Annotated in this window: 21 protein-coding genes and 1 pseudogene; 13 read left to right on the top strand and 9 right to left on the bottom strand. The window is 72.4% G+C overall.

Going from position 1 to position 22,180, the window contains the following annotated elements:
- Positions 1 to 174 precede the first annotated feature (174 nt).
- Complete coding sequence (locus FRAAL_RS14790; protein WP_011604536.1) at positions 175 to 624, bottom strand: nuclear transport factor 2 family protein; 450 nt, start codon at positions 622 to 624, stop codon at positions 175 to 177.
- A 234-nt stretch (positions 625 to 858) separates the two neighbouring features.
- Between FRAAL_RS14790 and FRAAL_RS14785 the strand changes: the two genes are divergently transcribed.
- The 6 genes from FRAAL_RS14785 to FRAAL_RS14760 all read left to right on the top strand — a co-directional run bounded on the left by FRAAL_RS14785 (position 859) and on the right by FRAAL_RS14760 (position 8,637).
- Entirely contained in the window at positions 859 to 2,463 is a 1,605-nt protein-coding gene (locus tag FRAAL_RS14785; protein WP_231861655.1) for a flavin-containing monooxygenase, read from the top strand.
- A gap of 368 nt (positions 2,464 to 2,831) precedes the next feature.
- A complete protein-coding gene (locus FRAAL_RS14780) occupies positions 2,832 to 3,938 on the top strand; it encodes a CaiB/BaiF CoA transferase family protein (RefSeq protein ID WP_011604532.1) in 1,107 nt (368 codons plus the stop codon).
- A gap of 58 nt (positions 3,939 to 3,996) precedes the next feature.
- Complete coding sequence (locus FRAAL_RS14775) at positions 3,997 to 5,196, top strand: acyl-CoA dehydrogenase family protein (protein WP_011604531.1); 1,200 nt, start codon at positions 3,997 to 3,999, stop codon at positions 5,194 to 5,196.
- A 7-nt stretch (positions 5,197 to 5,203) separates the two neighbouring features.
- The gene (locus FRAAL_RS14770) at positions 5,204 to 6,151 is read left to right on the top strand and encodes a PaaI family thioesterase (RefSeq protein WP_011604530.1); all 948 of its coding nucleotides are present in this window, start codon (positions 5,204 to 5,206) and stop codon (positions 6,149 to 6,151) included.
- Positions 6,152 to 6,278: 127 nt separating this feature from the next.
- Positions 6,279 to 7,025, top strand: a complete 747-nt coding sequence (locus tag FRAAL_RS14765) for a class I SAM-dependent methyltransferase (RefSeq protein WP_011604529.1) — start codon at positions 6,279 to 6,281, stop codon at positions 7,023 to 7,025.
- A 178-nt stretch (positions 7,026 to 7,203) separates the two neighbouring features.
- Complete coding sequence (locus tag FRAAL_RS14760; RefSeq protein ID WP_011604528.1) at positions 7,204 to 8,637, top strand: HNH endonuclease signature motif containing protein; 1,434 nt, start codon at positions 7,204 to 7,206, stop codon at positions 8,635 to 8,637.
- Positions 8,638 to 8,752: 115 nt separating this feature from the next.
- Here the strand turns inward: FRAAL_RS14760 and FRAAL_RS14755 are convergent, their stop codons facing one another.
- Positions 8,753 to 9,295, bottom strand: coding sequence for a GNAT family N-acetyltransferase (locus FRAAL_RS14755; protein WP_011604527.1), 543 nt, complete (start codon positions 9,293 to 9,295; stop codon positions 8,753 to 8,755).
- 300 nt (positions 9,296 to 9,595) lie between these two features.
- Here FRAAL_RS14755 and FRAAL_RS14750 point away from each other — a divergent pair, with 300 nt between their 5' ends.
- Positions 9,596 to 10,012, top strand: a complete 417-nt coding sequence (locus FRAAL_RS14750; RefSeq protein WP_231861654.1) for a cupin domain-containing protein — start codon at positions 9,596 to 9,598, stop codon at positions 10,010 to 10,012.
- 55 nt (positions 10,013 to 10,067) lie between these two features.
- Here FRAAL_RS14750 and FRAAL_RS14745 read toward each other — a convergent pair whose 3' ends face one another.
- The 5 genes from FRAAL_RS14745 to FRAAL_RS14725 all read right to left on the bottom strand — a co-directional run bounded on the left by FRAAL_RS14745 (position 10,068) and on the right by FRAAL_RS14725 (position 16,109).
- Positions 10,068 to 10,676 (bottom strand): nuclear transport factor 2-like protein, encoded by a 609-nt coding sequence (locus tag FRAAL_RS14745; protein WP_011604525.1) that lies wholly within the window; start codon positions 10,674 to 10,676, stop codon positions 10,068 to 10,070.
- Between the two features lie 46 nt (positions 10,677 to 10,722).
- Positions 10,723 to 11,985 carry a cytochrome P450 gene (locus FRAAL_RS14740; RefSeq protein ID WP_011604524.1) on the bottom strand — a complete coding sequence of 421 codons (1,263 nt, stop codon included), beginning with the start codon at positions 11,983 to 11,985 and terminating at the stop codon, positions 10,723 to 10,725.
- 193 nt (positions 11,986 to 12,178) lie between these two features.
- Positions 12,179 to 13,309 carry an NDMA-dependent alcohol dehydrogenase gene (locus FRAAL_RS14735; protein ID WP_011604523.1) on the bottom strand — a complete coding sequence of 377 codons (1,131 nt, stop codon included), beginning with the start codon at positions 13,307 to 13,309 and terminating at the stop codon, positions 12,179 to 12,181.
- A 107-nt stretch (positions 13,310 to 13,416) separates the two neighbouring features.
- Entirely contained in the window at positions 13,417 to 14,862 is a 1,446-nt protein-coding gene (locus FRAAL_RS14730; protein ID WP_041940555.1) for an aldehyde dehydrogenase, read from the bottom strand.
- A gap of 149 nt (positions 14,863 to 15,011) precedes the next feature.
- Complete coding sequence (locus FRAAL_RS14725) at positions 15,012 to 16,109, bottom strand: TIGR03857 family LLM class F420-dependent oxidoreductase (RefSeq protein WP_011604521.1); 1,098 nt, start codon at positions 16,107 to 16,109, stop codon at positions 15,012 to 15,014.
- An 89-nt stretch (positions 16,110 to 16,198) separates the two neighbouring features.
- On the opposite strand from FRAAL_RS14725, the gene FRAAL_RS14720 reads away from it, so the two are divergent.
- The 3 genes from FRAAL_RS14720 (at position 16,199) to FRAAL_RS14710 (ending at position 18,475) form a co-directional block, all read left to right on the top strand.
- Complete coding sequence (locus FRAAL_RS14720; RefSeq protein ID WP_041939336.1) at positions 16,199 to 17,275, top strand: phosphotransferase family protein; 1,077 nt, start codon at positions 16,199 to 16,201, stop codon at positions 17,273 to 17,275.
- A gap of 226 nt (positions 17,276 to 17,501) precedes the next feature.
- Positions 17,502 to 18,050: an FAS1-like dehydratase domain-containing protein gene (locus tag FRAAL_RS14715; protein WP_041940554.1), complete on the top strand. Its 549-nt coding sequence runs from the start codon at positions 17,502 to 17,504 to the stop codon at positions 18,048 to 18,050.
- Positions 18,047 to 18,475, top strand: a complete 429-nt coding sequence (locus FRAAL_RS14710) for a MaoC/PaaZ C-terminal domain-containing protein (protein ID WP_011604518.1) — start codon at positions 18,047 to 18,049, stop codon at positions 18,473 to 18,475. Before FRAAL_RS14715 ends, FRAAL_RS14710 begins: the two co-directional genes overlap by 4 nt.
- A gap of 186 nt (positions 18,476 to 18,661) precedes the next feature.
- Here FRAAL_RS14710 and FRAAL_RS14705 read toward each other — a convergent pair whose 3' ends face one another.
- Positions 18,662 to 18,991, bottom strand: a complete 330-nt coding sequence (locus FRAAL_RS14705; protein WP_011604517.1) for an FKBP-type peptidyl-prolyl cis-trans isomerase — start codon at positions 18,989 to 18,991, stop codon at positions 18,662 to 18,664.
- 425 nt (positions 18,992 to 19,416) lie between these two features.
- Complete coding sequence (locus FRAAL_RS14700) at positions 19,417 to 19,851, bottom strand: ArsR/SmtB family transcription factor (protein WP_041939335.1); 435 nt, start codon at positions 19,849 to 19,851, stop codon at positions 19,417 to 19,419.
- A gap of 99 nt (positions 19,852 to 19,950) precedes the next feature.
- Between FRAAL_RS14700 and FRAAL_RS34960 the strand changes: the two genes are divergently transcribed.
- The 3 genes and pseudogenes from FRAAL_RS34960 (at position 19,951) to FRAAL_RS36355 (ending at position 21,803) form a co-directional block, all read left to right on the top strand.
- Positions 19,951 to 20,556: an ArsI/CadI family heavy metal resistance metalloenzyme gene (locus FRAAL_RS34960; RefSeq protein WP_083867002.1), complete on the top strand. Its 606-nt coding sequence runs from the start codon at positions 19,951 to 19,953 to the stop codon at positions 20,554 to 20,556.
- A 74-nt stretch (positions 20,557 to 20,630) separates the two neighbouring features.
- Positions 20,631 to 21,257: pseudogene (locus FRAAL_RS36360) on the top strand (aquaporin); the annotation flags it as partial.
- Positions 21,258 to 21,374: 117 nt separating this feature from the next.
- Positions 21,375 to 21,803 (top strand): arsenate reductase ArsC, encoded by a 429-nt coding sequence (locus FRAAL_RS36355; protein WP_197537290.1) that lies wholly within the window; start codon positions 21,375 to 21,377, stop codon positions 21,801 to 21,803.
- Positions 21,804 to 22,180: the final 377 nt, after the last annotated feature.

Here is a 22,180-nt window from a genome sequence, read left to right as displayed (position 1 = left end):
CCTCGACCGGCCGACGCGTGCCACTGGACGGATCACACGCACGATCCTCCGATGACACCGGCCGGCGGGTCGACCGATCGGCTCGAACCGCCCGTGTCGGCGCGTCGGGTGCCGGCGCGTCGGGTGCCGGCGCGTCGGGTGCCGGCGCGTCGGGTGTCGGCGCCGGCGCCGCGGTCAGGCACCCGAGGCCTGGCGGCCGGCGGGCACCAGCGGCGAGTCCGCGGCGAAGCCCTCGACGGTCACGCGGCGGCGGGCGAACCGCCACGTGCCGTCGACCTCGACGACCTCGTCGCGGTAGGTGCCCCAGTGGTCCGCCCCGCGGACGCCGACGAACTGGAAGCAGGCGTACGTGGCGGCGCCGCCCTCGGGGCGGGGGTCGATGTAGACCGAGCTGAGGTGATGGCGGCCCGGGAGGATGTCGACGGAGCGGAAGCTCTCCCCCGCGCTGCGGAAGTAGGCTTCGATCGCGTCCCGGCCGACGTTGGTGTCGTCGTCGATCCGGAACACCGCGTCGGGCAGGAAGAGGTCGACCAGCGGCCCGAGCCGGCCGGAGTCGGCGAAGTACGTGTAGGACGCCAGCAGGTGGGCGGCGCCGACGCGGGTTCGCAGCTCAGCGTTGTCCATGGGGATCTCCGATCGGGACGGCGGCGGGAACGGGGACGCGGTGCCGCGGGCCGAGCCGGAGCGCGGGAGGCTGCGCGACAACTGGCGTGAACAGCACGTCAGATGCCCCCTAGCCTGCCACGGCCGCAGGGCACCTGCGCAGGTTTGCCTCCCGCCCGTCCACCCGGCCACACTCGTTGACGTGACCGTCAGATTCGGGCTAGCGTCCGGATCTGGTCAGGGTGGAGGACTGTGGTGCTGGTGCATGACGAGGATCTCGACGTTCTGATCGTCGGCGCGGGCTTCGCCGGCATGTACGCGGTGCACCGCCTGCGCGGGCAGGGGCTGCGGGTGCGGGCGTACGACGCGGCCGACGACGTCGGCGGCACGTGGTACTGGAACCGCTACCCGGGCGCCCGCTGCGACATCGAGAGCCTGGAGTACTCCTACTCCTTCTCCGAGGAGCTCCAGCAGGACTGGCAGTGGAGCCGGCGCTTCCCCGAGCAGCCGGAGATGCTCGCCTACGCCCGCCACGTGGCCGACCGCTTCGACCTGCGCCGCGACATCGAGTTCGCCACCCGGATCGCGTCGGTGACGTTCGACGAGGCCGACGGACGCTGGCGGGTCACCACCGACCGCGGTCAACGGGTCCGCGCCCGGTTCTGCGTGATGGCGACCGGGTGCCTGTCCGTGCCCAACATCCCCGACATCCCGGGGGCCGACCGCTTCGCCGGGCGCGTCCTGCACACCGCGACCTGGCCGGACGAGGAGGTCGACCTGGCCGGCCAGCGGGTGGGAGTGGTCGGCACCGGCGCCTCGGGCATCCAGTGCATCCCGCTCATCGCCCGGGTCGCCGGCCATCTGACCGTGTTCCAGCGCAGCGCGAACTTCAGCGTCCAGGGGTTCAACGTGCCGCTGGACCCGGAGCTGGCCCGCGAGCGCAAGGCGCACTACAGCGAGTACCGCGAGCGGGCCCGGCGTTCGTTCGGCGGGATGCTGCTGCGCCAGAACCGCGTCCACGCCCTCACCGCCTCGGCCGAGGAGCGCGACCGGGAGTTCTCCGCGCGTTGGGGGCTGGGCGGCTTCGAGTACATGGCCGCCTTCGACGACCTCATCTTCGATCCGGCGGCCAACGACCTCGCCGCCGACTACGTCCGCGACAAGATCCGTCAGATCGTGCACGACCCCCAGGTCGCCGCGACGCTGACGCCGACCGACCACCCGATCGGCACCAAGCGGATCTGCGTCGACACCGACTACTACGACACGTTCAACCGCGACAACGTCACCCTCGTCGACGTCCGCCGCGACCCGATCACCGAGATCACCGAGACCGGGGTGCGGACCGGCGGGCGGGTACACGAGCTGGACACCCTCGTCTACGCCACCGGCTTCCACGCGATGACCGGGGCACTGCTGGCGATGGACATCCGCGGCCGCGGCGGGCGCCGGCTCGCCGACCACTGGGCGCACGGACCGCGCACCTACCTGGGCCTGGGGATAAGCGGGTTCCCGAACCTGTTCGTCGTGGCGGGCCCCGGGAGCCCCTCGGTGATCTCCAACGCCTTCGTCTCCCTGGAGCAGCACGTCGACTGGATCGGCGACTGCCTGGCCCACCTCGACGCCCGCGGCCTGGCCACCATCGAGGCGGACCCCGCCGCCGAGGAGGACTGGGTCGCGCACGTCAACGAGGCCGCCGCGCGCACGCTCTACCCGCAGGCGAACTCCTGGTACCTGGGGGCCAACATCCCGGGCCGGCCGCGGGTTTTCATGCCCTACGTCGGCGGGGTCGGCCGCTACCACAAGCGCTGCGCCGCCGTCGCCGCGGAGGGCTACACCGGCTTCACCCTCAGCGCCTAGCCAGCCCGGTCTGCCACCCCCGCCCCCGCGCGGCGAGGTGCCTGGGAGCGGCGCTACCTGTCTCTTCCTCAGGGATAAATCGGACGGTCGAACCCTGTGGAAGAGCCATGGAGGCGCTCTCCCACGCATCCGCCGCCGACCCGCGAAGCGCCCCGCAACCGGCTACGCCTCGGCGGCCGACGAAGATGCCAGAACCATGGCCCATTGAAGATCATAAAATGCCTGCAACGGGGCACCGATGCTATAAACATGGTGTCAGATGAGCTCGACTGAGCCCACCTGAACCCAGACCCCGCCCGGCGAAGGCCGGCGCGACGATCCCTTCCGGCGCCCGGCGCACGGGCGGGAACCAGGAGGAGGGACGGGCGTTGCCCGAAGGGACGAGCGCCGCGGGCCCACTCGCCGGCATCCGGGTAGTCGAGCTCGCCGGGATCGGTCCCGGCCCGCACGCGGCGATGATGCTCGCCGACCTGGGCGCGGACGTGGTCCGGGTGGCCCGGCCGGGGTCCGTGCCGGCGCCGGGCGTGCCGGCCGAGCCGGTGCAGCGCGGGCGCCGCCTCGTCGAGGCCGACCTGGGCGATCCCGCCTCCCGCGACGGCGTGCTGGACCTGATCGCCGGCGCCGACGTGCTGATCGAGGGCTTCCGTCCCGGCGTCACCGAGCGCCTCGGCCTCGGCCCCGACGACTGCGCGCGGCGCAACCCGCGGCTGGTCTATGGGCGGATGACCGGCTGGGGCCAGCAGGGACCGCTGGCGGACCGGGTCGGCCACGACATCAACTACCTGTCGATCACCGGCGTGCTCAACGCCGTCGGCCGCGCCGGCGAGCCGCCGCTGCCGCCGCTGAACCTGGTCGGCGACTTCGGCGGCGGCTCGACCTACCTGGTGGTGGGCATCCTCGCCGCGCTGGTCGAGCGGGAGCGCTCGGGGCGCGGCCAGGTCATCGACGCGGCCATCGTCGACGGCGCGAGTCTGCTCGCGCACATGGTCTGGGGGCTGCGCGGGCGGGGCCGCTGGAACGACGAGCGCGGTTCCAACCGCCTCGACACCGGCGCGCCGTTCTACGATGTCTACGCCACCGCCGACGGGCGCTACATGGCCGTCGGCGCGCTCGAGCCCCGCTTCTACGCCACGTTCGTCACCGGTCTTGGCCTCGACCCGGCCACGCTGCCCGGCCAGGACGACCGGGCCCGCTGGCCGGAGCTGCGCGAGGCGTTCACCAAGGCCTTCGCCGGGCGCACCCGCGACGAGTGGGCGGCCGTGTTCGACCCCCTCGACGCCTGCGTCACCCCGGTGCTGGACTTCGACGAGGCCACCGCGCACCCGCACATGGCCGCCCGAGAGGTCCTGATCGACGTCGCCGGCGTGACGCAACCCGCCCCCGCGCCGCGGTTCTCGCGCAGCGTCCCCGCCGCGCCGCGGGTCCCGCCGCGCACCGCGGTCACCGTGGCCGAGGTCCTCGCCGGGTGGACCTGATCTCCCGCCGCGCCCCCGACCACAATCTCGATCTCGACCAGACAACGAAGGAGGCGCCGTGTCCGTAACGGCAACGCCGTCCAGCGGCTCCGACACGTTCCCCACCGGTGCCTGGGAGCTCCCGGACGAGTTCCGGATGCTCGCCGACACGGTGCGCCGCTTCATGGAGACCGAGGTCCGCCCGCTGGAGGACACACTCCCCCACGACGCGGCCGGCCTGCCGCCCGAGTTGCTGGGGCCCCTGCAGGCCAAGGCCCGCGCGGCGGACCTGTGGGCGCTGCAGACCCCGGCGGAGTTCGGCGGCGCGGGGCTGAGCGTGCTCGGCCAGGTCGTCGTCGCCGAAGAGGCGGCGAAGTGCCGGATGGGCGCGTTCTTCCCGGCCTGCGGGGCGTTCGGCGGCAACCCGCCGACGGTGATGTTCTCCGCGACCAAGGAGCAGTTCGAGACGTACGCCCGCCCCATCATCGAGGGTAGGGCGGGCCGGGCGTTCACCGCGATCAGCGAGCCGTCGGGCGGCTCCGACCCGGCGCGGGCGATCCGCTGCCGCGCCGAGCGCGACGGCGACCACTACGTCATCAACGGCACCAAGATGTGGACGACCCACGCCGGGTCGGCGGCCTGGGGCGTGCTCTACGCCCGCACCGGCGAGCCGGGTCGGCGCGACGGGATCAGCTGCTTCATCCTGCCGAACGACGTCGAGGGGCTGACCAAGTTCCCGATCGACGTGATGACCTCCTACGCGCCGTACGAGCTGCACTTCGACAACGTCCGGATCCCGGTCGCCAACCGGATCGGCGAGGAGGGCCAGGGCTTCAACCTGGCCTCGCAGTTCCTGGTCTCCGGGCGCATCGCCTATGCCGCCGGCCCGATCGGCATCGCCCAGCAGGCGCTGGGGATGGCGATCGACTGGGTCAAGCAGCGCGAGGTCTTCGGCTCGCGGCTGGCCGACAAGCAGGGCATCCAGTGGATGATCGCCGACAGCGAGGTGGAGCTGCGTGCCGCCCGGCTGCTGATGTACCAGGCGGCCTGGAACGCCGACCTCGGCAAGGACGTGAGGGTCGACGCGTCGGTGTGCAAGATGTACGGCACCGAGGCCGCCTACCGGGTGCTGGACCGGTGCGTGCAGATGTTCGGCGCGCTCGGCCTGTCCAAGGAGATGCCGCTGGAGCGCTGGTTCCGCGACCTGCGGGTCAAGCGCCTCGGCGAGGGCGCCTCCGAGGTCCAGAAGATGATCATCGCCCGCGAGCTGCTACGGTGACGCGGCGATGACCGAGACCGGAACCTCACCGACCGCCGACGCCTCGACAGGTGGCCTCGTCCCGGCGGCCCGCGCCGAATCCTCCACCTACGCCGCGCCCGCGCCGAACGCGCCGGCCGCCGCGTCCCCGCCGGCCCGGGAGTACGCCGAGAGCCGCTTCCGGCTCAGCCAGGTGAGCCGCGACGAGCGCGGCGTGCGCGTCACGATGCAGCTCGGCCCGTGGCTCGACGGCCCCGACGGCCTCGCGACGATCGGCTCGCTCGGCGTCCTGGTGGACTCCGCGATCGGGATGGAGGTCTACGACGCCCGGCCGGAGAACTCCCACTCGGTCACCGCCGAGCTCTCCGTAGACGTCGTCACCCCGCCGCCGTGGTCCGGCGACCTGCTGACGGCCAGCGCCGAGCTGCTCGGGCGGGATCCCGCCGGCGGGACGGCCCGCTGCGAGGTCCGCGACGGCGACGGCCGGCTGGTCGTCGTCGGCATCGGCCGCTGCCGCTTCGTCAGCATCCCGGGCACGGCGGCAGGTTACCTCGACGGCGCGCCGGCGATGCTGCCGCCCGCCGCGCACCATTCGCTGCTGGCGGCCCTGACCCGGGCCGACGCCGGGGACGAGACCATCGCCGGCCCCGGGCGCGACGGCGCCGTCGGCCGGTTCCTCCTGCCCGCCAACCCGGCGTTCGAGAACGGCGGCGGCACGGTGCACGGCGGCGTGCTGTTCTGCACCGCCGAGCTCGCCACCGAGGCGCTCGCCGACCCGGCCGTCCCGGAACGCACGACGGCGATCCGGGTGAACTACCTGCGCCCGGCGGACCTGCGCACCGAGGTGACCGCGACCGCCGAGCTCATCCACCGCGGCCGCACGGTCTCGCTGTACCGGGTGACGACGGCCGGCCCCTCCGGCAAGCCCGCCACCCTGTCCACCATCACCCGCGAGCGCGGCACCCCGGCGTCCTGACCCCGACCGCGCCGCCGCCCGGTGCATCCATCGGCGCCGGACGGCGGCGCGGCGGGGCTGCGAGGGCCGCCGCAACCGACACCGCGACGGCCCCGCCAGTCGTGTCGTCCTGGCTACTGTTGGGGTCATGCCTCGCGAGTGGGACGCGCGCACCTACGACTCGTTACCTCTCCCCCATCTGTACTGGGGTAGAAAGACGCTCGGTCGGCTCACCCTGACCGGCGCCGAGACGGTCCTCGATGCCGGTTGCGGCACCGGGCGGGACACCAGCGCCCTGCTCGACCTGCTGCCCGACGGGCGCGTGATCGCCCTGGACGGCTCCGCCGCCATGCTCGCGCAGCTACGCGCCCGGCTCGCCGACCGCCTCGATCGCGTCGAGGTGATCCAGGCCGATCTGCTGGAACCGCTGCCCGTCCACACCCCGGTCGACGCCGTCGTCAGCGTCGCCGCCTTCCACTGGCTGCCCGATCACGACACGGTCTTCAGGAATCTGGCCGCGGTCATGCGGCCGGAGGCCCAGCTCGCCTTCGAATGCGGCGGCCAGGGCAATGTCGCCAGCATCGTCCACGCCCTCGACGAGGTGCTGCCGAGCGCGCCGCGGGTGTGGAACTTCGCCGGCGTCGACGACACGACTCGTCGCCTGCTCGACGCGGGGTTCACCGACGTCGAGGTGACGCTGACGCCGGATCCCGCCCGGTTCGAACAGGTCGAGCAGTTCCGGACCTGTCTGGGGACGGTGGTGCTGGGCGCGCATCTCGACCGTCTCCCCCACGGCGAACGCGCGGACTTCGTCGACGCAGTCGCCGCCCGCCTGCCCGAACCCGTCGTCGACTACGTCCGCCTCCAGGTTCGCGCCACCCGGTCCGGCGACTGACCGTCGCCCGGCCGCGGCCTGGACGCCGGCGACTCCCAGGGCCGCACGACGGACGGCCGTGTCCCGAGCACGTCCGCCTGTTCCGGGGAGCTCCACCGCGATGGTTCCCGTGTCGGCTCCGCCAACAGCGAACGAACACGTGTTCGACATCCGGCGATTGTTGTCCTACCGTTGATTCATGGAAATCGACGACGACATCGGCGACAGCCCGGGGTTACCCGCCCGGCTGGCGGTCATCTCCGGGCAGGTCGACGGCCTGCTCGCCGGGGCGACCTGGCGGCTGGCCGACGACGAACTCGACGGGCTGATCGAGGGGGTGTGCCGGCTGGTCGGCCGGGTCGCCGCCGCCCGGGGCCGGCTGCTCGTCGAGGCCCACGACCGCGGCTTCGCCCTCCATCAGGGCGCGGTCGACACCGCCGCCTGGCTCCGCGACCGGTTGGCGCTGTCCCCCCGGGAAGCCCGCCGGCAGGTGACCCTCGCCCGCGACACCGCCGCCACCTGCCAGGCCACCGGAACTACCCTGGCCGCAGGAGACATCACCATCGAACACGCCATCGTCGTCTGCGACGCAATGCGCGCCCTGCCCGCTGAAGTGACACCCGAACAGCGGATCGAAGCCGAGCAGGCCCTGCTCGGCTTCGCCCGCACCGTCGACCCCTACCAACTGATCAAAATCGCCGCCCGGCAACGCGAGGCCCTGACCACCGTCGACTCCTCCCCCGGCGGCGACGACCCCCACGCCGACAGCCGCACCGGCGAACACAACCGTCCCGGCAGCGGCGGTCCAGACGGTGGCGGACCAGACGGTGGCGGACCAGTCAGCGACGGTGGTACAGGGGAACCGGGTGGGGAGAAGCCAAGTCCGGATCCGGCGGACATCCGCCGCCTCACCCTCACCGACACCCCCGCCGGCACCACCCTGATCGGCGGCGAACTCGACGCCGAAGCCGCCGCCCTGCTCCGCACCGCCCTCGACAGCCTCGCCGCACCCCGCCCCGCCACCGACGGCACCCCTGACCGGCGCAGCCCCGCCCGCCGTCGCGCCGACGCCCTCATCGACCTCGTCACCCGCGCCCTCGGCGCCGCCGCACTACCCGAATCCGGCGGAGTGCGACCCCACCTCACCGTCACCATCCCCTGGAACACCCTGCTCGCCACCGGTGCCACCCCCGCCACCACCAGTTGGGGTCTCCCCCTCCCCAGCAGCGTGCTCGCCCGACTGACCTGCGACGCCGAAACCAGCCGGATCCTGCTCGACCCCGCCGGCGTCCCCCTCGACATCGGACGATCTACCCGCACCGTTCCCGCTCACCTGCGCCGCGCCCTCACCGCCCGCGATCAAGGATGCACCTTCCCAGGCTGCGACCGGCCACCCTCCTGGTGCGAAGCCCACCACGTGATCCACTGGAAGGACGGCGGCACCACCGCCCTGTCCAACCTCACCCTGCTCTGCGGCCACCACCACCGCCAGATCCACCACGACGGCTGGCAGATCACCTTCCTCGACGACGGCCGACCCGCCTACATCCCACCCCACCGCATCGACCCTCACCGACGACCCCGCCGCAACCCCTACAGCCAGCCCCCAGCCGACCTGCTCGCCACCGCCTGACCAGCCAGCGAGCGGCCCCTCCTTCGGATCGCAGCCAGCCCTACGGGTGAAGGCGGTCCGGGGGATGAGTTCGCAGTCGCCACGGGGATCCGGTGGGTACAAGCGGGAAGCGCGGTTAGCCGGCGTCGGGCCGATCCACGCGATACACGTAGTGCAGTGGGTCGTCAGCGGGGTTGTCCGGCGCGAGTGGGCCCTGCCCGACGCGTCGGAGGCCTGCCTTCTCCAGTGCTCGCCACGACGCCCGATTGGCCGCCACTACCGGCACCACGATGCAGGTCGCATCAGGGTGGTCGGTCCAGATGCGCCCGATCATCGAGGCGATCAGGCGGCTGCCCAGGCCGCGCCCTTGCTGGTCGGGCTCGCCGATCAGGAAGTCGATGCTCATGGCACCGGCCTGGATGTCCACGATGGGCACCAGTTCGTCGCGGTACTCCGGGTAGTCGGCGAGGCGGCACCGTTGCACCAGACCGACGGGCCGGTCGTCGAGCAGGGCGAGGAAATCCTCCGACGGTTCCTCGCCGCGGGCCGCGGGACCGAAGTCGCGCCTGATTGCTTCTGCCGTGGTCTCGTGGTTCCACCACCTGGCGACGGAGGGCTGCTCCAGCCACCCCCGCAGCAGGGCGAAGTCGGACTCCTCGAGCCGTCGCCAGGTGATCATCGTCGATCACACCCCCGAGAGGCGGTCAGACCTGACACTGACTCCAGCCGGTAGCGATCTGTCAGCGAGATTCGGCCACCAGCATGTCACCGCTATGCGCCCCTTCCGCCGGAGCAACGGACGTGACACGTTGCGCCCGGCCACGGCACGGACAGGAGGACGGATAACTGGATCGCTGGTCGCGAACAATACCACGCGCTAATATGCGGACACATTCGACATTGTTGCCGCGGAAAGCGGGGCCGGGCGATGCACGGTGGACCGATTGTCACATCGCTGGATGACGCGCACTGGTTCGATGTGACCCGGTTGGAGTATCCGGACGGGCGGATCGCGCGGATCCAGGAGGCGTGGATCCAGCTCTCGCCGCGCTACGTCTGCTTCTACAACAAGTGGGATCCCGGCGCGATCACGCCTCGGCACGGGCACCACGGGGATCACTCGATCTTCGTCACCCGCGGGCAGGTCTCGGACGGCACCCATGTCTGCGGCCCCGGCTCGCACATCATGCTGGAGTACGGCGACACCTTCGGCCCCTGGGAGGCCGGCCCGGAGGGCTGCGAGATGTACGGCGTCATCATGGGCGTCGGGCACCCGTTCCTGGACAAGACCGCCTGGCGCAAGTACCTCGCCGAGCGCGGGATCGTCGAGCACCCCTGCCCGCCGCCGCCGCTGCCGCTGTGGTCGGCCGGACTGAGCGTGCTCCCCGCGGATTAGCCTGCAACGCGCGACGGCCGGGGCACCGGACTGCGGTGCCCCGGCCGGGGGCGGGCTACTCGATCGGGTCGTCGATCGTCGGGTTACGCACGCCGAAGCCGATCTCCTTGACGTTGAACGTCGGCTTCAGGCCCGGGCGGTCCACCCACGACGGGCGCGGCACGTGGCCGGGCTCGGGGCGGGCCCAGTCGACCCAGGTGCCCCAGTCGTCGCGGGTCAGCGTGATGTCGCCGGGGGTGTACGGCTGGCCGAACTCGGCGTACCACTTGCCGAAACGCTTCATCTCGTACGCGATCCAGTAGTCCTCTTCGGACTTGAACTGGCCGTTGCCCGCGTACTCCAGAATCTGGATCGACTCGGCGCCGACCTTGGGGCCGCCGGGCACCTTGTAGTTGTCGGCCCAGTTGATGCCCTTCCAGACCACCGTGTCACCGTCGATCGTGTACCAGATCATCGGCGTGTAGGTGCCCGGCGACCAGGACATGGTGACGTCGAGGTACTCCTCGATCTCGTCCTGGCCGTGGAAGGTGCCCCAGTAGTGGTCCTTGTACCAGGCGTCCTCGGTGAAGCACTCGTGCGCCCAGCGCTTCCAGTCCTCGGCGACCGGCCCGAGTAAGTAGTAGTTCTTGAATGCTGCTTCCACTTCTTCGCGGGAATGGCTCACACGGCCTCCAGGGGTGTGGGGGGCATTGCATGCGCCTCGAGGGCGGTCAGGCGCGGACCGTGGTCGGGGTGTAGGCGGCCTTGAGGTGCTTGATGCCGTGGAGGAAGTTCGTCCGCAGGAACTGCGGCTCCTCCACGGCGTGAATGTCGGGAAGGTACTCGAACAGCGCCTTGAACACCACCGACAGCTCGAGGCGGGCGAGGTGCGCGCCCAGGCAGAAGTGCGGGCCGGGAGCGCCGAAGCCGAGGTGCGGCGGGGTGAGGTCGCGGCGCACGTCGAAGCGGGTGCCGTCGGGGAACACCGACTCGTCCTGGTTCGCCGAGCGGTACCACAGCACGAGCTTGTCGCCCTCGCGGAACTCCTGGTCGCCGAGGCGCACCCCGTCGGCGGTGACGGTGCGGCGCATGTGCAGCACCGGCGACGCCCAGCGGACGACCTCGTCGACGGCCGTCGGCGTGAGGCCGTCGACGTCGGAAGCCCACAGGGCCCGCTGGTCGGGGTTCTGGGTCAGCGCGAGCAGGCCGTGCGCGATGGCGTTGCGGGTGGTCTCGTTGCCGGCGCCGACCAGCAGGATGAAGAAGGAGGCGAGCTCCTGCGCCGTGAGGTTCTCGCCCTCCGCGGCGACGAGGAGGCTGATGAGGTCGTCGCCGGGGTTGCGCTGCCGGTCGGCGGCGAGCTCGCGCAGCAGTTCGGCGAAGTCGTCGCCGACCCGGGACAGGTTCTTCGCGACCCCGCGCGGGCTCTGGTCGGGGACGTACTCCGGGTCGCTGGCGCCGAGCAGCTTGTTGGTCGACTCGAAGATGAACTGCTCCTGGCTGCGCGGGATGCCCATCATGTCGTTGACGATGCGCAGCGGGATCAGCGCGGCGACCTCGGTGACGAAGTCGCACTCGCCCTTCTCCGCCACCGTCGCGAGGACCTCCCGGGTCACCTCGCCGACGTTGGCGCGCAGCGCCTCCAGGTTCTTCGCGGTGAACCCACGGGAGATGATCCGGCGCTGACGGGCGTGCTGCGGGTTGTCCATCGCGATGATGGAGCCGAAGAACTCCCGCAGGTCCAGCGGCTGGTCGAAGATGTTGGTGCCCTCGCCGGAGCAGAAGTCCTCGGGCCGGCGGCTGACCTCCATCACGTCGGCGTAGCGGGTCACCGCGTAGAAGCCGCGGCCCCGGGTGTTGCCGGCAAGGTCGAGTTCGGGGAAGTAGGGGCGTTCCCCGGACGCGCGCACGCTCGCGAAGTAGGCGTCGCGTTCGGCCGCGGGCCGGGTCCACCAGTCGAGATCGTCCAGGTCGACGTCAGCGATCAGGCTCATGGGCCGGTTCTCCTCGTGCTGTGCGGCGGCACCGCGGGACGGGTGCGGCGCGCTCCGGTGGTCGTTCGGACGGTGGCGGCGAGCTGGGTGCGACGAGCTGGGTGCGACGAGCTGGGTGCGGCGCGCTGGGTGCGGCGAGACGTGGGGAGGGCGGGACCCGGGGGGGGCGAGCCGGGCAGGCGAGCGGGACGGATCAGGCGGCGGCGTCGGCGGCCGGGTAGCGCAGCACGCCGCGCAGGTTCGTGCCCGCGCGCAGGTCGTCGAACGCGTCGTTGATGTCGTCGAGGGGGTAGGTCCGCGACACCATGATGTCGAGATCGACCTGGCCGACGCTGGAGAGCTCCAGCAGCTTGGGGATGTCGGCGCGCGGGTTGCCCGAGCCGTAGAGCGTGCCGATGATGCGCTTCTCGGTGAGGGTGAGGTCCATCAGGTTCACGTCGATGGACGTCTCCGTCGCCGGGTGGATGTTGGTGACGACGAGGGTGCCCCGCTTGGCCGTCATCCGCAGGGCCTTCTTGACCAGCTTGCCGTCGCCGACGCCCATCGCGCAGATGAACACGTCGGCGCCGCGGTCCCAGGTCGCCTCGGCGACGACGGCGGGGGCCTCCTGCCAGGAGGTCGCGACGTGGGTGGCGCCGAGCTCGAGGACCTTGTCCTTCTTCGTCTCGACCGGCTCGATCGCGACGATCACCTTGGCGCCGGCGAGCTTGGCGCCCTGGATGGCCGCGCCGCCGATGCCGCCGACCCCGGCGACGACCACGGCGTCGCCGGGGCGGACCTGGGCGGCGTAGACCGCCGAGCCCCAGCCGGTGACGAACCCGCAGCCCAGCAGGCAGGCCCGGTCCAGCGGGTAATGGTTGTCGATCTTGATGACGCTGGCCTCGTTGACCACCGTGTGGTGGGCGAACGAGCCGATCAGGCAGGCGGTGGAGATGTCCTCGCCCTTGGCGTGGTGGCGGTAGCCGTCGTCGGAGATGTGCCGCCCGCTGTAGAGCTTGGCGCCGAGGTCGCACAGGCTCTGGTGGCCGGTCGAGCAGGACGGGCAGCGCCCGCACGACGGCATGAACCCGAACACGACGTGGTCGCCGGGCTTGAGCCAGGACACGTGCGCACCGACCTCGCGCACGACCCCGGCGCCCTCGTGCCCGCCGATGCAGGGGATGCGGAAGGGCATGTCGCGGGTGACGAGGTGCTCGTCGGAGTGGCAGATGCCCGAGGCGTGGAGCTCGACCAGCACCTCGTCGTGCTTGGGCGGGTCGAGCTCGATCGTCTCGACCGCCCACGGGGCGTTCGGCTCCCAGAGCACCGCGGCCTTGGTCTGCACTGTCGTGTGGTCCTCTCGTCGCTACCGGCGGTCCGCTCCTGGTCGGCGATCCGGTACTGGTCGGTGGTTCGGTGCTGGGGGCGGCGGCCGGTCGGCCCGCCTGGGGGTCAGCCCGCCGGCAGGATGATCGACTGGTACTCGGTGTAGGCCGCCAGCCCCTCCGGACCGCCCTCGCGGCCGATGCCGGACTGCTTGAACCCGCCGAACGGGCTGCCCAGATCCATTCCGGCGCTGGAGTTCACCCCGACGCCGCCGGCGCGGATGCGCCCGGCGACCGCCTCGCCGGCGGCGATGTCGGTCGTCCACACCGCGCCCGCGAGGCCGTAGTCGGAGTCGTTGGCGATGCGCACCGCGTCGTCGACGCCGTCGTAGCCGATCACGACCATGACCGGGCCGAAGATCTCCTCGCGGGCGACCCGCATGCCGTTGTCGACGTCGGCGAACAGGGTCGGCTCCACGTACCAGCCGCGGTCGAGGCCCTTGGGCCGACCGCCGCCGGTGACCAGGCGGGCGCCGTCGGCCTCGGCGGAACTCAGGTAGCCCTCGACCCGCTCGCGGGCCTGGCTGGAGATCAGCGGGCCGACCTCGGTGGCCGGGTCGCGCGGGTCGCCGACGGTGAGCGCGCCGATGCGGGCGCCGAGCGCGTCGACGACCTCGTCATAGCGCTCGCGGGGGGCGAGCACGCGGGTCTGGGAGACGCAGATCTGCCCGCCGTTGGACATCGCCCCGCCGACGATCGCCTCGACGGTGCTCGTGCCGAGGTCGACGTCGGGCAGCAGGATCGCCGCCGACTTGCCACCGAGCTCCAGCGTGCAGCGGCGCAGGTCGCGCGCGCACAGCTCGCCGATGTGGCGGCCGATGGCCGTCGACCCGGTAAAGCTGATCTTGTCGACGCCGGGGTGGCGGACCAGGTGCTCGCTGGCCGCGGCCTCGCCGGGGACGATGGACAGCACGCCCGGGGGCAGGCCCGCCGCCTCGGCCGCCTCGGCGAGCAGGTAGGTGTGCAGGGGGGTCTGGGGGGCCGGCTTGAGCACGACGGTGCAGCCGGCCAGCAGTGCCGGGGCGAGCTTGAGGGCGGCGACGAACAGCGGCGCGTTCCACGGCACGATCGCGCCGACCACGCCGACGGGCACCTGGCGCACCCGCACCGGGCCGCCGAAGCCGCCCTTGCGGGTCGTCTCCCACTCGTGGCTGCGTCCGATGCCGCTGTAGGTGGCGAACACGGCGGTGGCGATCCCGACCTGGCCGAGGGTCGACCACGCCCGTGGCGAGCCGACCTCCGCGGAGATCAGATCGGCGAACTCCTCCGCCCGCGCCCGGATCGCCTTGCCGAGCCGGCCGACGATCTGCGCGCGCTCGGCCGGGTCGAGCGCCGGCCAGGGGCCGGTGTCGAAGGCGGCGCGGGCGGCGGCCACCGCCGCGTCGACGTCGGCGATCGAGGCGCTCGGCACGCGCCCGATCGGCTCCTCGGTCGCCGGGGAGAACACGTCGATCACCCTGGACGAGGCCGGCGGCACCCAGCCGCCGATGAAGAGATTCTCGTGGGTGTACAAGGAGGTCTCTTTCCCACTGATGATCAGGTCGGGCGGCCGGGCCACGACCGGACCGGCCCGAGGAGGACGACGCCCGGGCTCCCGCCCGACCGTATGATCACTTAATTCTGGCGTTCATGTCACCGATGTGCAAACAGTACCCGCGCGGACTACGCACCGGCTGTGTTCGCCGGGGTTCGCGCGGCGAAGTGCTGCAGCACCGGGCCGAGCAGTTCCGGGGTGGAGCCGTGCAGGACCAGCTCGTCGGCGCCGGCGTCGAGGTAGTCGTCGAGGCGGGCGGCGCACGTGCCCGCGGAGCCCACCGCGGCGGCGTCGGTCAGCCACGACGGGGGCAGGGTGGCGGCGACGTCGAGCAGCTGGTGGCGGGTGAAGACGTTGTCGGCGGACCCGCGCAGGCCGGCCATCAGCGGGTGGGAGCGCAGCGCCGCCAGCGGCTCGACGCCCCACTCGTTCACCCCGGCGAGGCGCTCGCCGAAGCCCGGGATCTGGAAGTAGGTCACCGCCCGCGCGCCGACCACCGCCGTCTCCTCCTCGGGCGTGAGGTCGGGGGCGACCACGACGGTGGCGTAGACCTTCACCGTCGACGGGTCACGCCCCGCCTCGGCCGCGGACTTGCGCACGATCGCCACCGAGCGGGCGACGGCCTCCGGGGTGAGGAAGGGGTGCAGCAGCGCGCCGTCGAAGTGCGCCCCGGCGAGCGCGAGGCTCTTCGGGCCGATCGCGGCGAACACCAGCTCCGGCGGCGCGACGTCGGGCAGGTCGCCCAGGCGCATGACCGGGAAGCGCCCGGCGGGGCCGTCGTAGGAGACCTTCTCCCCCCGGCACAGCCGGCGCAGCATGTCGGCGGAGTCGACGAGCACCTGGTTGGTCATCGCCGGCAGGCCGACGGCCTTCCACATCGGGCCGACCGAACGGCCGAAGCCCAGCGTCAGGCGCCCGCTGCTGAGCGCCTGCGCCGTCATCGCGGTGGAGGCCAGCACGACGGGGTGACGCACGAGGAAGTGGGTGATGCCCGAGGCGATGCGCACCCGGCTGGTGGCCTGGCCGATGGCGCCCGCGAGCACGCCGAAGTCCTTGGTCCCCCACCGCTCGCTGAGCCACACGGTGCCGAGCCCGAGGTGCTCGGCGGTCTGCGCCTGACCGATCGCGGGCCGCGGATCGGCGACCCGGCCGGGCAGGACGTAGGCGCCGAGGCGGTCCGCCACCCGGGCAGCACCGGTCAGATCGCGGTCCCTGTTCGTCGTCATGCCCCTATTCTGACATCCGTGTCTAGTATTTGGGCGATCAGCCGGTCCGGGCGGTCGACAACCGGGACACGCGGGCGGAAGGAGTCAGGATGGCCACCACGGCACGACGCGATCTCGAGGAGACCCGGGAGGTCCTGGCCGGGTGGCTGCGGGATCGGCACGGCGCCACCGACGTGGAGATCTCGCCCCTGACCTCGCCGAAGGCCGGCTACTCCAACGAGACCCTCTACCTGCACCTGGCCTGGACCCCGCCGGACGGCCCGCGCCGCGCCGAGGACCTCGTGCTGCGCATCGAGCCCACCGGCCACCAGCTCTTCGTGACCCCCGACGCGGTCCGCCAGGCCCGGATCATGCAGGCGCTCGCCCCGCACCCGGGCGTGCCGGTGCCGACCATCTGGTACATCGAGCCCGATCCCACCGTGCTGGGCTCGCCGTTCTACCTGATGGGCCGGGTCGACGGCCGGGTGCCCGGCGACGTCCCGAGCTGGCACGCCGAGGGCTGGACGGTCGAACTCAGCCCGGCGCAGCGGTCGGTGATGCACGACAACGCGCTGGCCGCCCTGGTCGCACTGCACCGCATCGACGTGCACGACGGCTTCGACTTCCTGACGCCCGAGGGCACCGGCACCGCGCTCGACCGCTACCTGGCGGGGCTGCGCGACTGGCACACCTGGGCGCAGCCGAGCCTGCGCTGGGAGCCCGAGACCGTCGCCGCCGCCGTGGACCACCTGCTGCGCGAGCGCCCCGACGACTCCTCCGCCGGCATCGTGTGGGGCGACGCCCGGGTCGGCAACATCAGCTTCGGCGCCGAGGAGTCCGTGCAGGCGATGTTCGACTGGGAGACGGCCACCGTCGGCCCGCCCGGCATCGACCTCGGCTGGTGGCTGATGTTCGAGGACTTCCTCTGCGAGGCGCAGCGCCTGACCCGGCTGGAGGGCGTGCCCGACCGGGCCGCGATCATCGCCCGCTACCAGGAGCTGTCCGGCCGGCCGGTCGAGCACATCGACTACTACGAACTGCTCGCCGCCACCGTCATGACGCTGATCAACAGCCGCCTCGGCGTGCTGCTGATGACCAGCGGCGGGCTGCCGGAACGGGTCGCCTCCGCCTACGCCCGCCGCACCATCAGGATGATCCGCCGCGGCCTCGACCGCGTCGCCGCCTGAACCGCCGCCTGAACCGCACCGCCCGCGGACAGGCGCCCGCGGAGACGCCCACGGAGAATGACGGCAGTGTTAGAAAGTTGTTCTGCCTCCTGCTAGCGTGCAGCACGTCACGGTGGCGCGGCACGCAGTACGCAGCACGACGGCGCCGCCCGGCGACGGGCCGGTGAGATCGCGACCCCGGGCGCACCGCCTGACCACCTCGACCGACGACCCGACGGAGCAGTTGATGAGCGCACCCAGCGAGGCGGGCGCCGCGTGGGAGTTCCCGATCGAACGCGGCAAGATCCGTGAGTTCGCCCTCGCCATGCAGTCCGAGGCGCCGGAATACCAGCACCCGGACGCCGTGGTCCCGCCGACGTTTCTGATCAACGCCAACCGCTGGGCGCCCGAGGGTGCCCGCGTGCCGCACGGGTTCGACCGCCGCCGGCTGCTGCACGGCGAGCAGGAGTACATCTTCCACGGCCCGCCGCCGCGCGCCGGGCAGACCCTCTACGCCGCCGAGCGCCTCGCCGAGCGCTACGAGAAGCCCGGCCGGCGCGGGGGCACCATGAAGTTCGCCGTCATCGTCACCGAGTTCCGCGACGAGGCGGGCACCCTGGTCGCCGAGGGCCGCGCGACCTACATCGAGACCGCGAAGGCCACCAAGACCGCAGAGCCCACCACGACCGCAGAGCCCACCACGACCGCAGAGCCCACCACGACCGCAGAGGCCACCAAGACCGCAGAGCCCAAGGCGGATGCGGCCACGGCCACGGGGACGGAGACGAAGGCATGACGGCCCCCGGCACCACCCTCGCCGACCTCGCGGTGGGTTCCTCCCCCGAGCCGCGCTCGTTCGGGCCGCTCACCCGGCAGATGTTCGTGCGCTACTCGGGGGCGTCGGGCGACCTCAACCCGATGCACTACGACGACACGTTCGCCCAACGTGCCGGCTACCCGTCGGTGTTCTCCCAGGGGATGCACCAGGCGGCCCTGCTGGCCACCTTCGCCACCGACTGGCTGGGCGCGGAGAACGTCCGCCGGTTCCACGTCCGCTTCCGCGAGCAGGTCTGGCCGGACGACGTGCTGACCTGCTCCGGGGTGGTCACGGCCATCGAGGAGCAGCCCGAGGGCCGGCTGGTCTCGGTGGACCTGAGCTGCGCGCGTCAGACCGGCGGCGTGGCCATCGCCGGCGCCGCGCAGTTCCTGCTGCCCCGCTGACGGCGAGGCGCGCGCCCGCGGCCGGCCGCGCAGAACCGGGCGGCGGTTCTCCCGCCCGGTGACGTTCCCCCGTGACTCGGTGGCGCCCGCCGGCAACGGTCGACGACCTTGCCGACGGACGCGGCCGGGGGATCCGCGGTCCGGCTCCAGGGCGACAGCCGGGCCGCGGATCCTTCTCGCGTCAGCTCAGTTGATCGCGAGGAGTTCCACCTCGAAGACGAGGTCGGAGTTGGGCGGGATGACGGGCGGGAAGCCCCGAGGCCCGTACCCGTAGTCGGGCGTGATGGTGAGTACCGCCTTCTCGCCGAGCGAGAGCTGGGGGACCCCCTCGTCCCACCCCTTGATCACCCTGCCGACACCGATCTCGGTCCTGAACGGCTCCCCCCGGTCACGGGAGGAGTCGAACTTCTTGCCGCTGCCGAGCAGGGTGCCGACGTAGTGAATCGTCACCGCGTCCCCCTTCTTGGGGAAGGTCTTGCCATCCCCCGGCGACAGGACCTCGATAGTTACGCCCATGCAACCAGCCTTTCCTCGACGATGGGACCAGCCCGGCGGCGGTGGACCCGCCCTGGCCAGAGCCGGGCGAACCTGCCGCCCCGGGCCGCCGCGCCCCCTGCGACAAGACCCGGGGGCATCCAGGGAAGTATGTCAGTCGTCCTACCGCCGGCCGGCGACGTCCGCCTGTGCGCCGACCTTGCGCGGCGCTTGTCCTGAGCCTGCTTGTGCGCCGCCACGGCGCGGTTCCGCGGAACACCAAGATCATCGGGATGGGGTTCGGGCTGAAGCAGTTCAGCACCCTGTCGATCACGCACAGGGTGTAGATCGGTTGGCGGTGGTCACGGCCAAGTGTGGTCAGCAGCGGCAGGAGGTTATGGACCCGTGCGCGCCCCGACCGCCATCAGCCTCCTGGCCTTGCCGACGCAGTCGATACGTGCCACGCCCTACCCGCAGTTCTCCGGCCGTGTGCCGGTGGCGTCGGGCCGGGGGGTGAACAGCGCGCCGAGGGCGGCGAGGGCGCCGGGCACGGGACGGTAGTAGGCCCAGACGCCGCGTTTGTCCCGGCTGATCAGGCCGGCGTCGACGAGGACCTTCAGGTGGTGGCTGACGGTCGGCTGGGTCAGCCCGAGGGGTTCGGTGAGTTCACAGACGCAGGCTTCACCCCCGTCGCGGGCGTAGATCATCGACAACAGTCGCAGCCGGGCGGGGACGGCGATGGCCTTGAGCACGGCGGCGAGCTGGTCGGCGTCGTGGGCGGACAGGGGCGTGGCGGCCAGCGGCGGGCAACAGGCCCCGAGCGCACCGGCCAGCTCGCTGCCGGTCTCGTCCGGCCGACCGGTCGACACCGTGGCGGGGGCGGGCGTCGAGGTCGTGACCATACGGTCCAGCATGCCACGAGGGATTGACAGCGGTCTATGTCTGCGGAGATGCTCCGTTCACCGGGACATAGACGACTGTCGATGTGTGGGGTGATCGTGATGGCGCGGGTGCAGTTGGCGTTGAACGTGTCCGACGTGGACGCGGCGGTGGAGTTCTACGCGACGCTGTTCGGGGTCGGGCCGGCGAAGCGTCGGCCGGGGTACGCGAACTTCGCCGTCGACGTGCCGCCGTTGAAGCTGGTGCTGATCGAGAACCCGGAGGTCCGCGGCAGCGGCGTCGCGGGCGCGTTGAACCATCTCGGCGTCGAGGTCGAATCCACCGACGAGGTCACCGCCGCGACGACCCGGCTGGCGGGCGCCGGGTTGGAGACCGCGGTCGAGGAGAACACCGCCTGCTGCTACGCGGTGCAGGACAAGGTCTGGGTCGACGACCCCGACGGCGCGCCGTGGGAGGTCTACACGGTCCTCTCCGACGTCGTCGACGGGCCGGTGCCGACGCTGCGGATGGTGGAGCCGGGTGGCGGGCCGGGGTCGGGCGGCGGGCCGGGATCGGCCTGCGCCTGCGGGCCGGGGGTGGACTGCGGCCCGGCCGCCGACACCACCGCCGACACCACCGCCGCCGCCGCCGACACCGCCCATACCACCGACACCACCGACACCGCCGTCGATGTCGCGATCGAACCGGCGCCTGCCGGGACCCGCTGAACCCCGTGGCGGACATCGAGCCGGGTGGGCGGCCGGCGTTGGCGCGGCGGCTGGCCGCCGAGGCGGTGGGCAGCATGTTGCTCGCCGCCCTGGTCGTCGGGTCGGGGATCGCCGCGGTCCAGCTCAGTCCGGGCCAGGTCGGGTTGCAGCTGATGGAGAACGCCGCGGCGACCGCCGCCGGCCTGTTCGCCGTCATCCTCATGGTCGGCCCGGTGTCCGGGGCGCATCTGAACCCGGTTGTCAGCCTGGTCGACGCCGCGTTCGGCGGGCTGTCGTGGCGCGACGCCGCCGCCTACCTGCCCGCGCAGGTCGCCGGCTGCGTCGGTGGTGCGGTGCTGGCGAACCTGATGTTCGACCGGTCCGCGATATCGGTCGCGACCCACCACCGCGCCGCGGGGACGCATGTGCTCGCCGAGGTCGTCGCGACCGCCGGCCTCATCCTGCTGATCTTCGCGCTGGCCCGGTCCCACCGGGCCGAACGGGCTCCGGCCGCGGTCGGCGCCTACATCGGGGCGGCCTACTGGTTCACCAGCTCGACGAGTTTCGCGAACCCGGCGATCACCGTCGGGCGGATGTTCTCCGACAGCTTCGCGGGGATCGCCCCCGCCTCCGCCCCCGCCTTCATCGCCGCCCAGGCCGCCGGCGGCGCGGTCGGTTGCGGGCTGGTGCGGCTGCTCTATCCGCGCGCACCCGTCACCCCGCGCGCACCCGTCACCCCGCCCACGCCCGTCACCCCGCCCACACCCGTCGACCCGTCCGGGTGCGTGCGCCCGTCCGCGGTGGGCGCGGCGTCCACCGCGCGAGAGGAACCCGCTCGGATGACGACGAAACCGTCGGTGCTGTTCGTCTGCGTCCACAACGCCGGCCGCTCCCAGATGGCCGCCGGCTGGCTCACCCACCTCGCCGGCGACCGCGTCGAGGTCCGTTCGGCCGGCTCCGCGCCCGCCGAGCAGATCAACCCCGCCGCCGTCGCGGCGATGGCCGAGGTCGGCATCGACCTCACCGACCAGGCCCCGAAGATCCTCACCGTCGGCGCGGTCGAGGACTCCGACGTCGTCATCACCATGGGTTGCGGCGACGCCTGCCCGATCTTCCCCGGCACCCGCTACGAGGACTGGAAGCTCGACGACCCCGCCGGCCAGGACATCGACGCCGTGCGCCCCATTCGCGACGAGATCCGCGCCCGCGTCGACCGGCTCCTCGCCGAGCTGCTGCCCGCCGGCCACCCGGCCGAGGCTGACCGTTGACCGATGGGCGTTGACCGATGAGCGATGAGCGATGAGCGGGCCGCGGCGCTGTACCCGGATGGCAGCCGCGGCCCGCGGGCCGATTAGCCACCGACCCCTTCCATTTCTAACAGATCTGTCACCGGAATCCGAGCTGCGCCGGCTCACCTCACATTCCTGCTGGCACCGTCACCCTGTGAAGCCGGCCCCGCCGGGCGCCCGCCGCGCCAGCACGATCCCACGACCACCGGGACGCCCTGGCGGGCGAGCGGGGCGGGAGCCGTCGCCTCCCGCGGTCGGCGGGGCGGGCCGACGTGCCACGACCCCCTCCACGGAACGGCAACAAATCTGACACAACGACTATGCGGCGTCCGGCGCGCCGCTGAGCGGGGGACGAC

Source organism: Frankia alni ACN14a (genome assembly GCF_000058485.1).
GTDB lineage: Bacteria > Actinomycetota > Actinomycetes > Frankiales > Frankiaceae > Frankia > Frankia alni.
The sequence above is the reverse complement of the archived record's forward strand: the minus strand, read 5'-3'. Positions and strand labels throughout refer to the sequence as shown.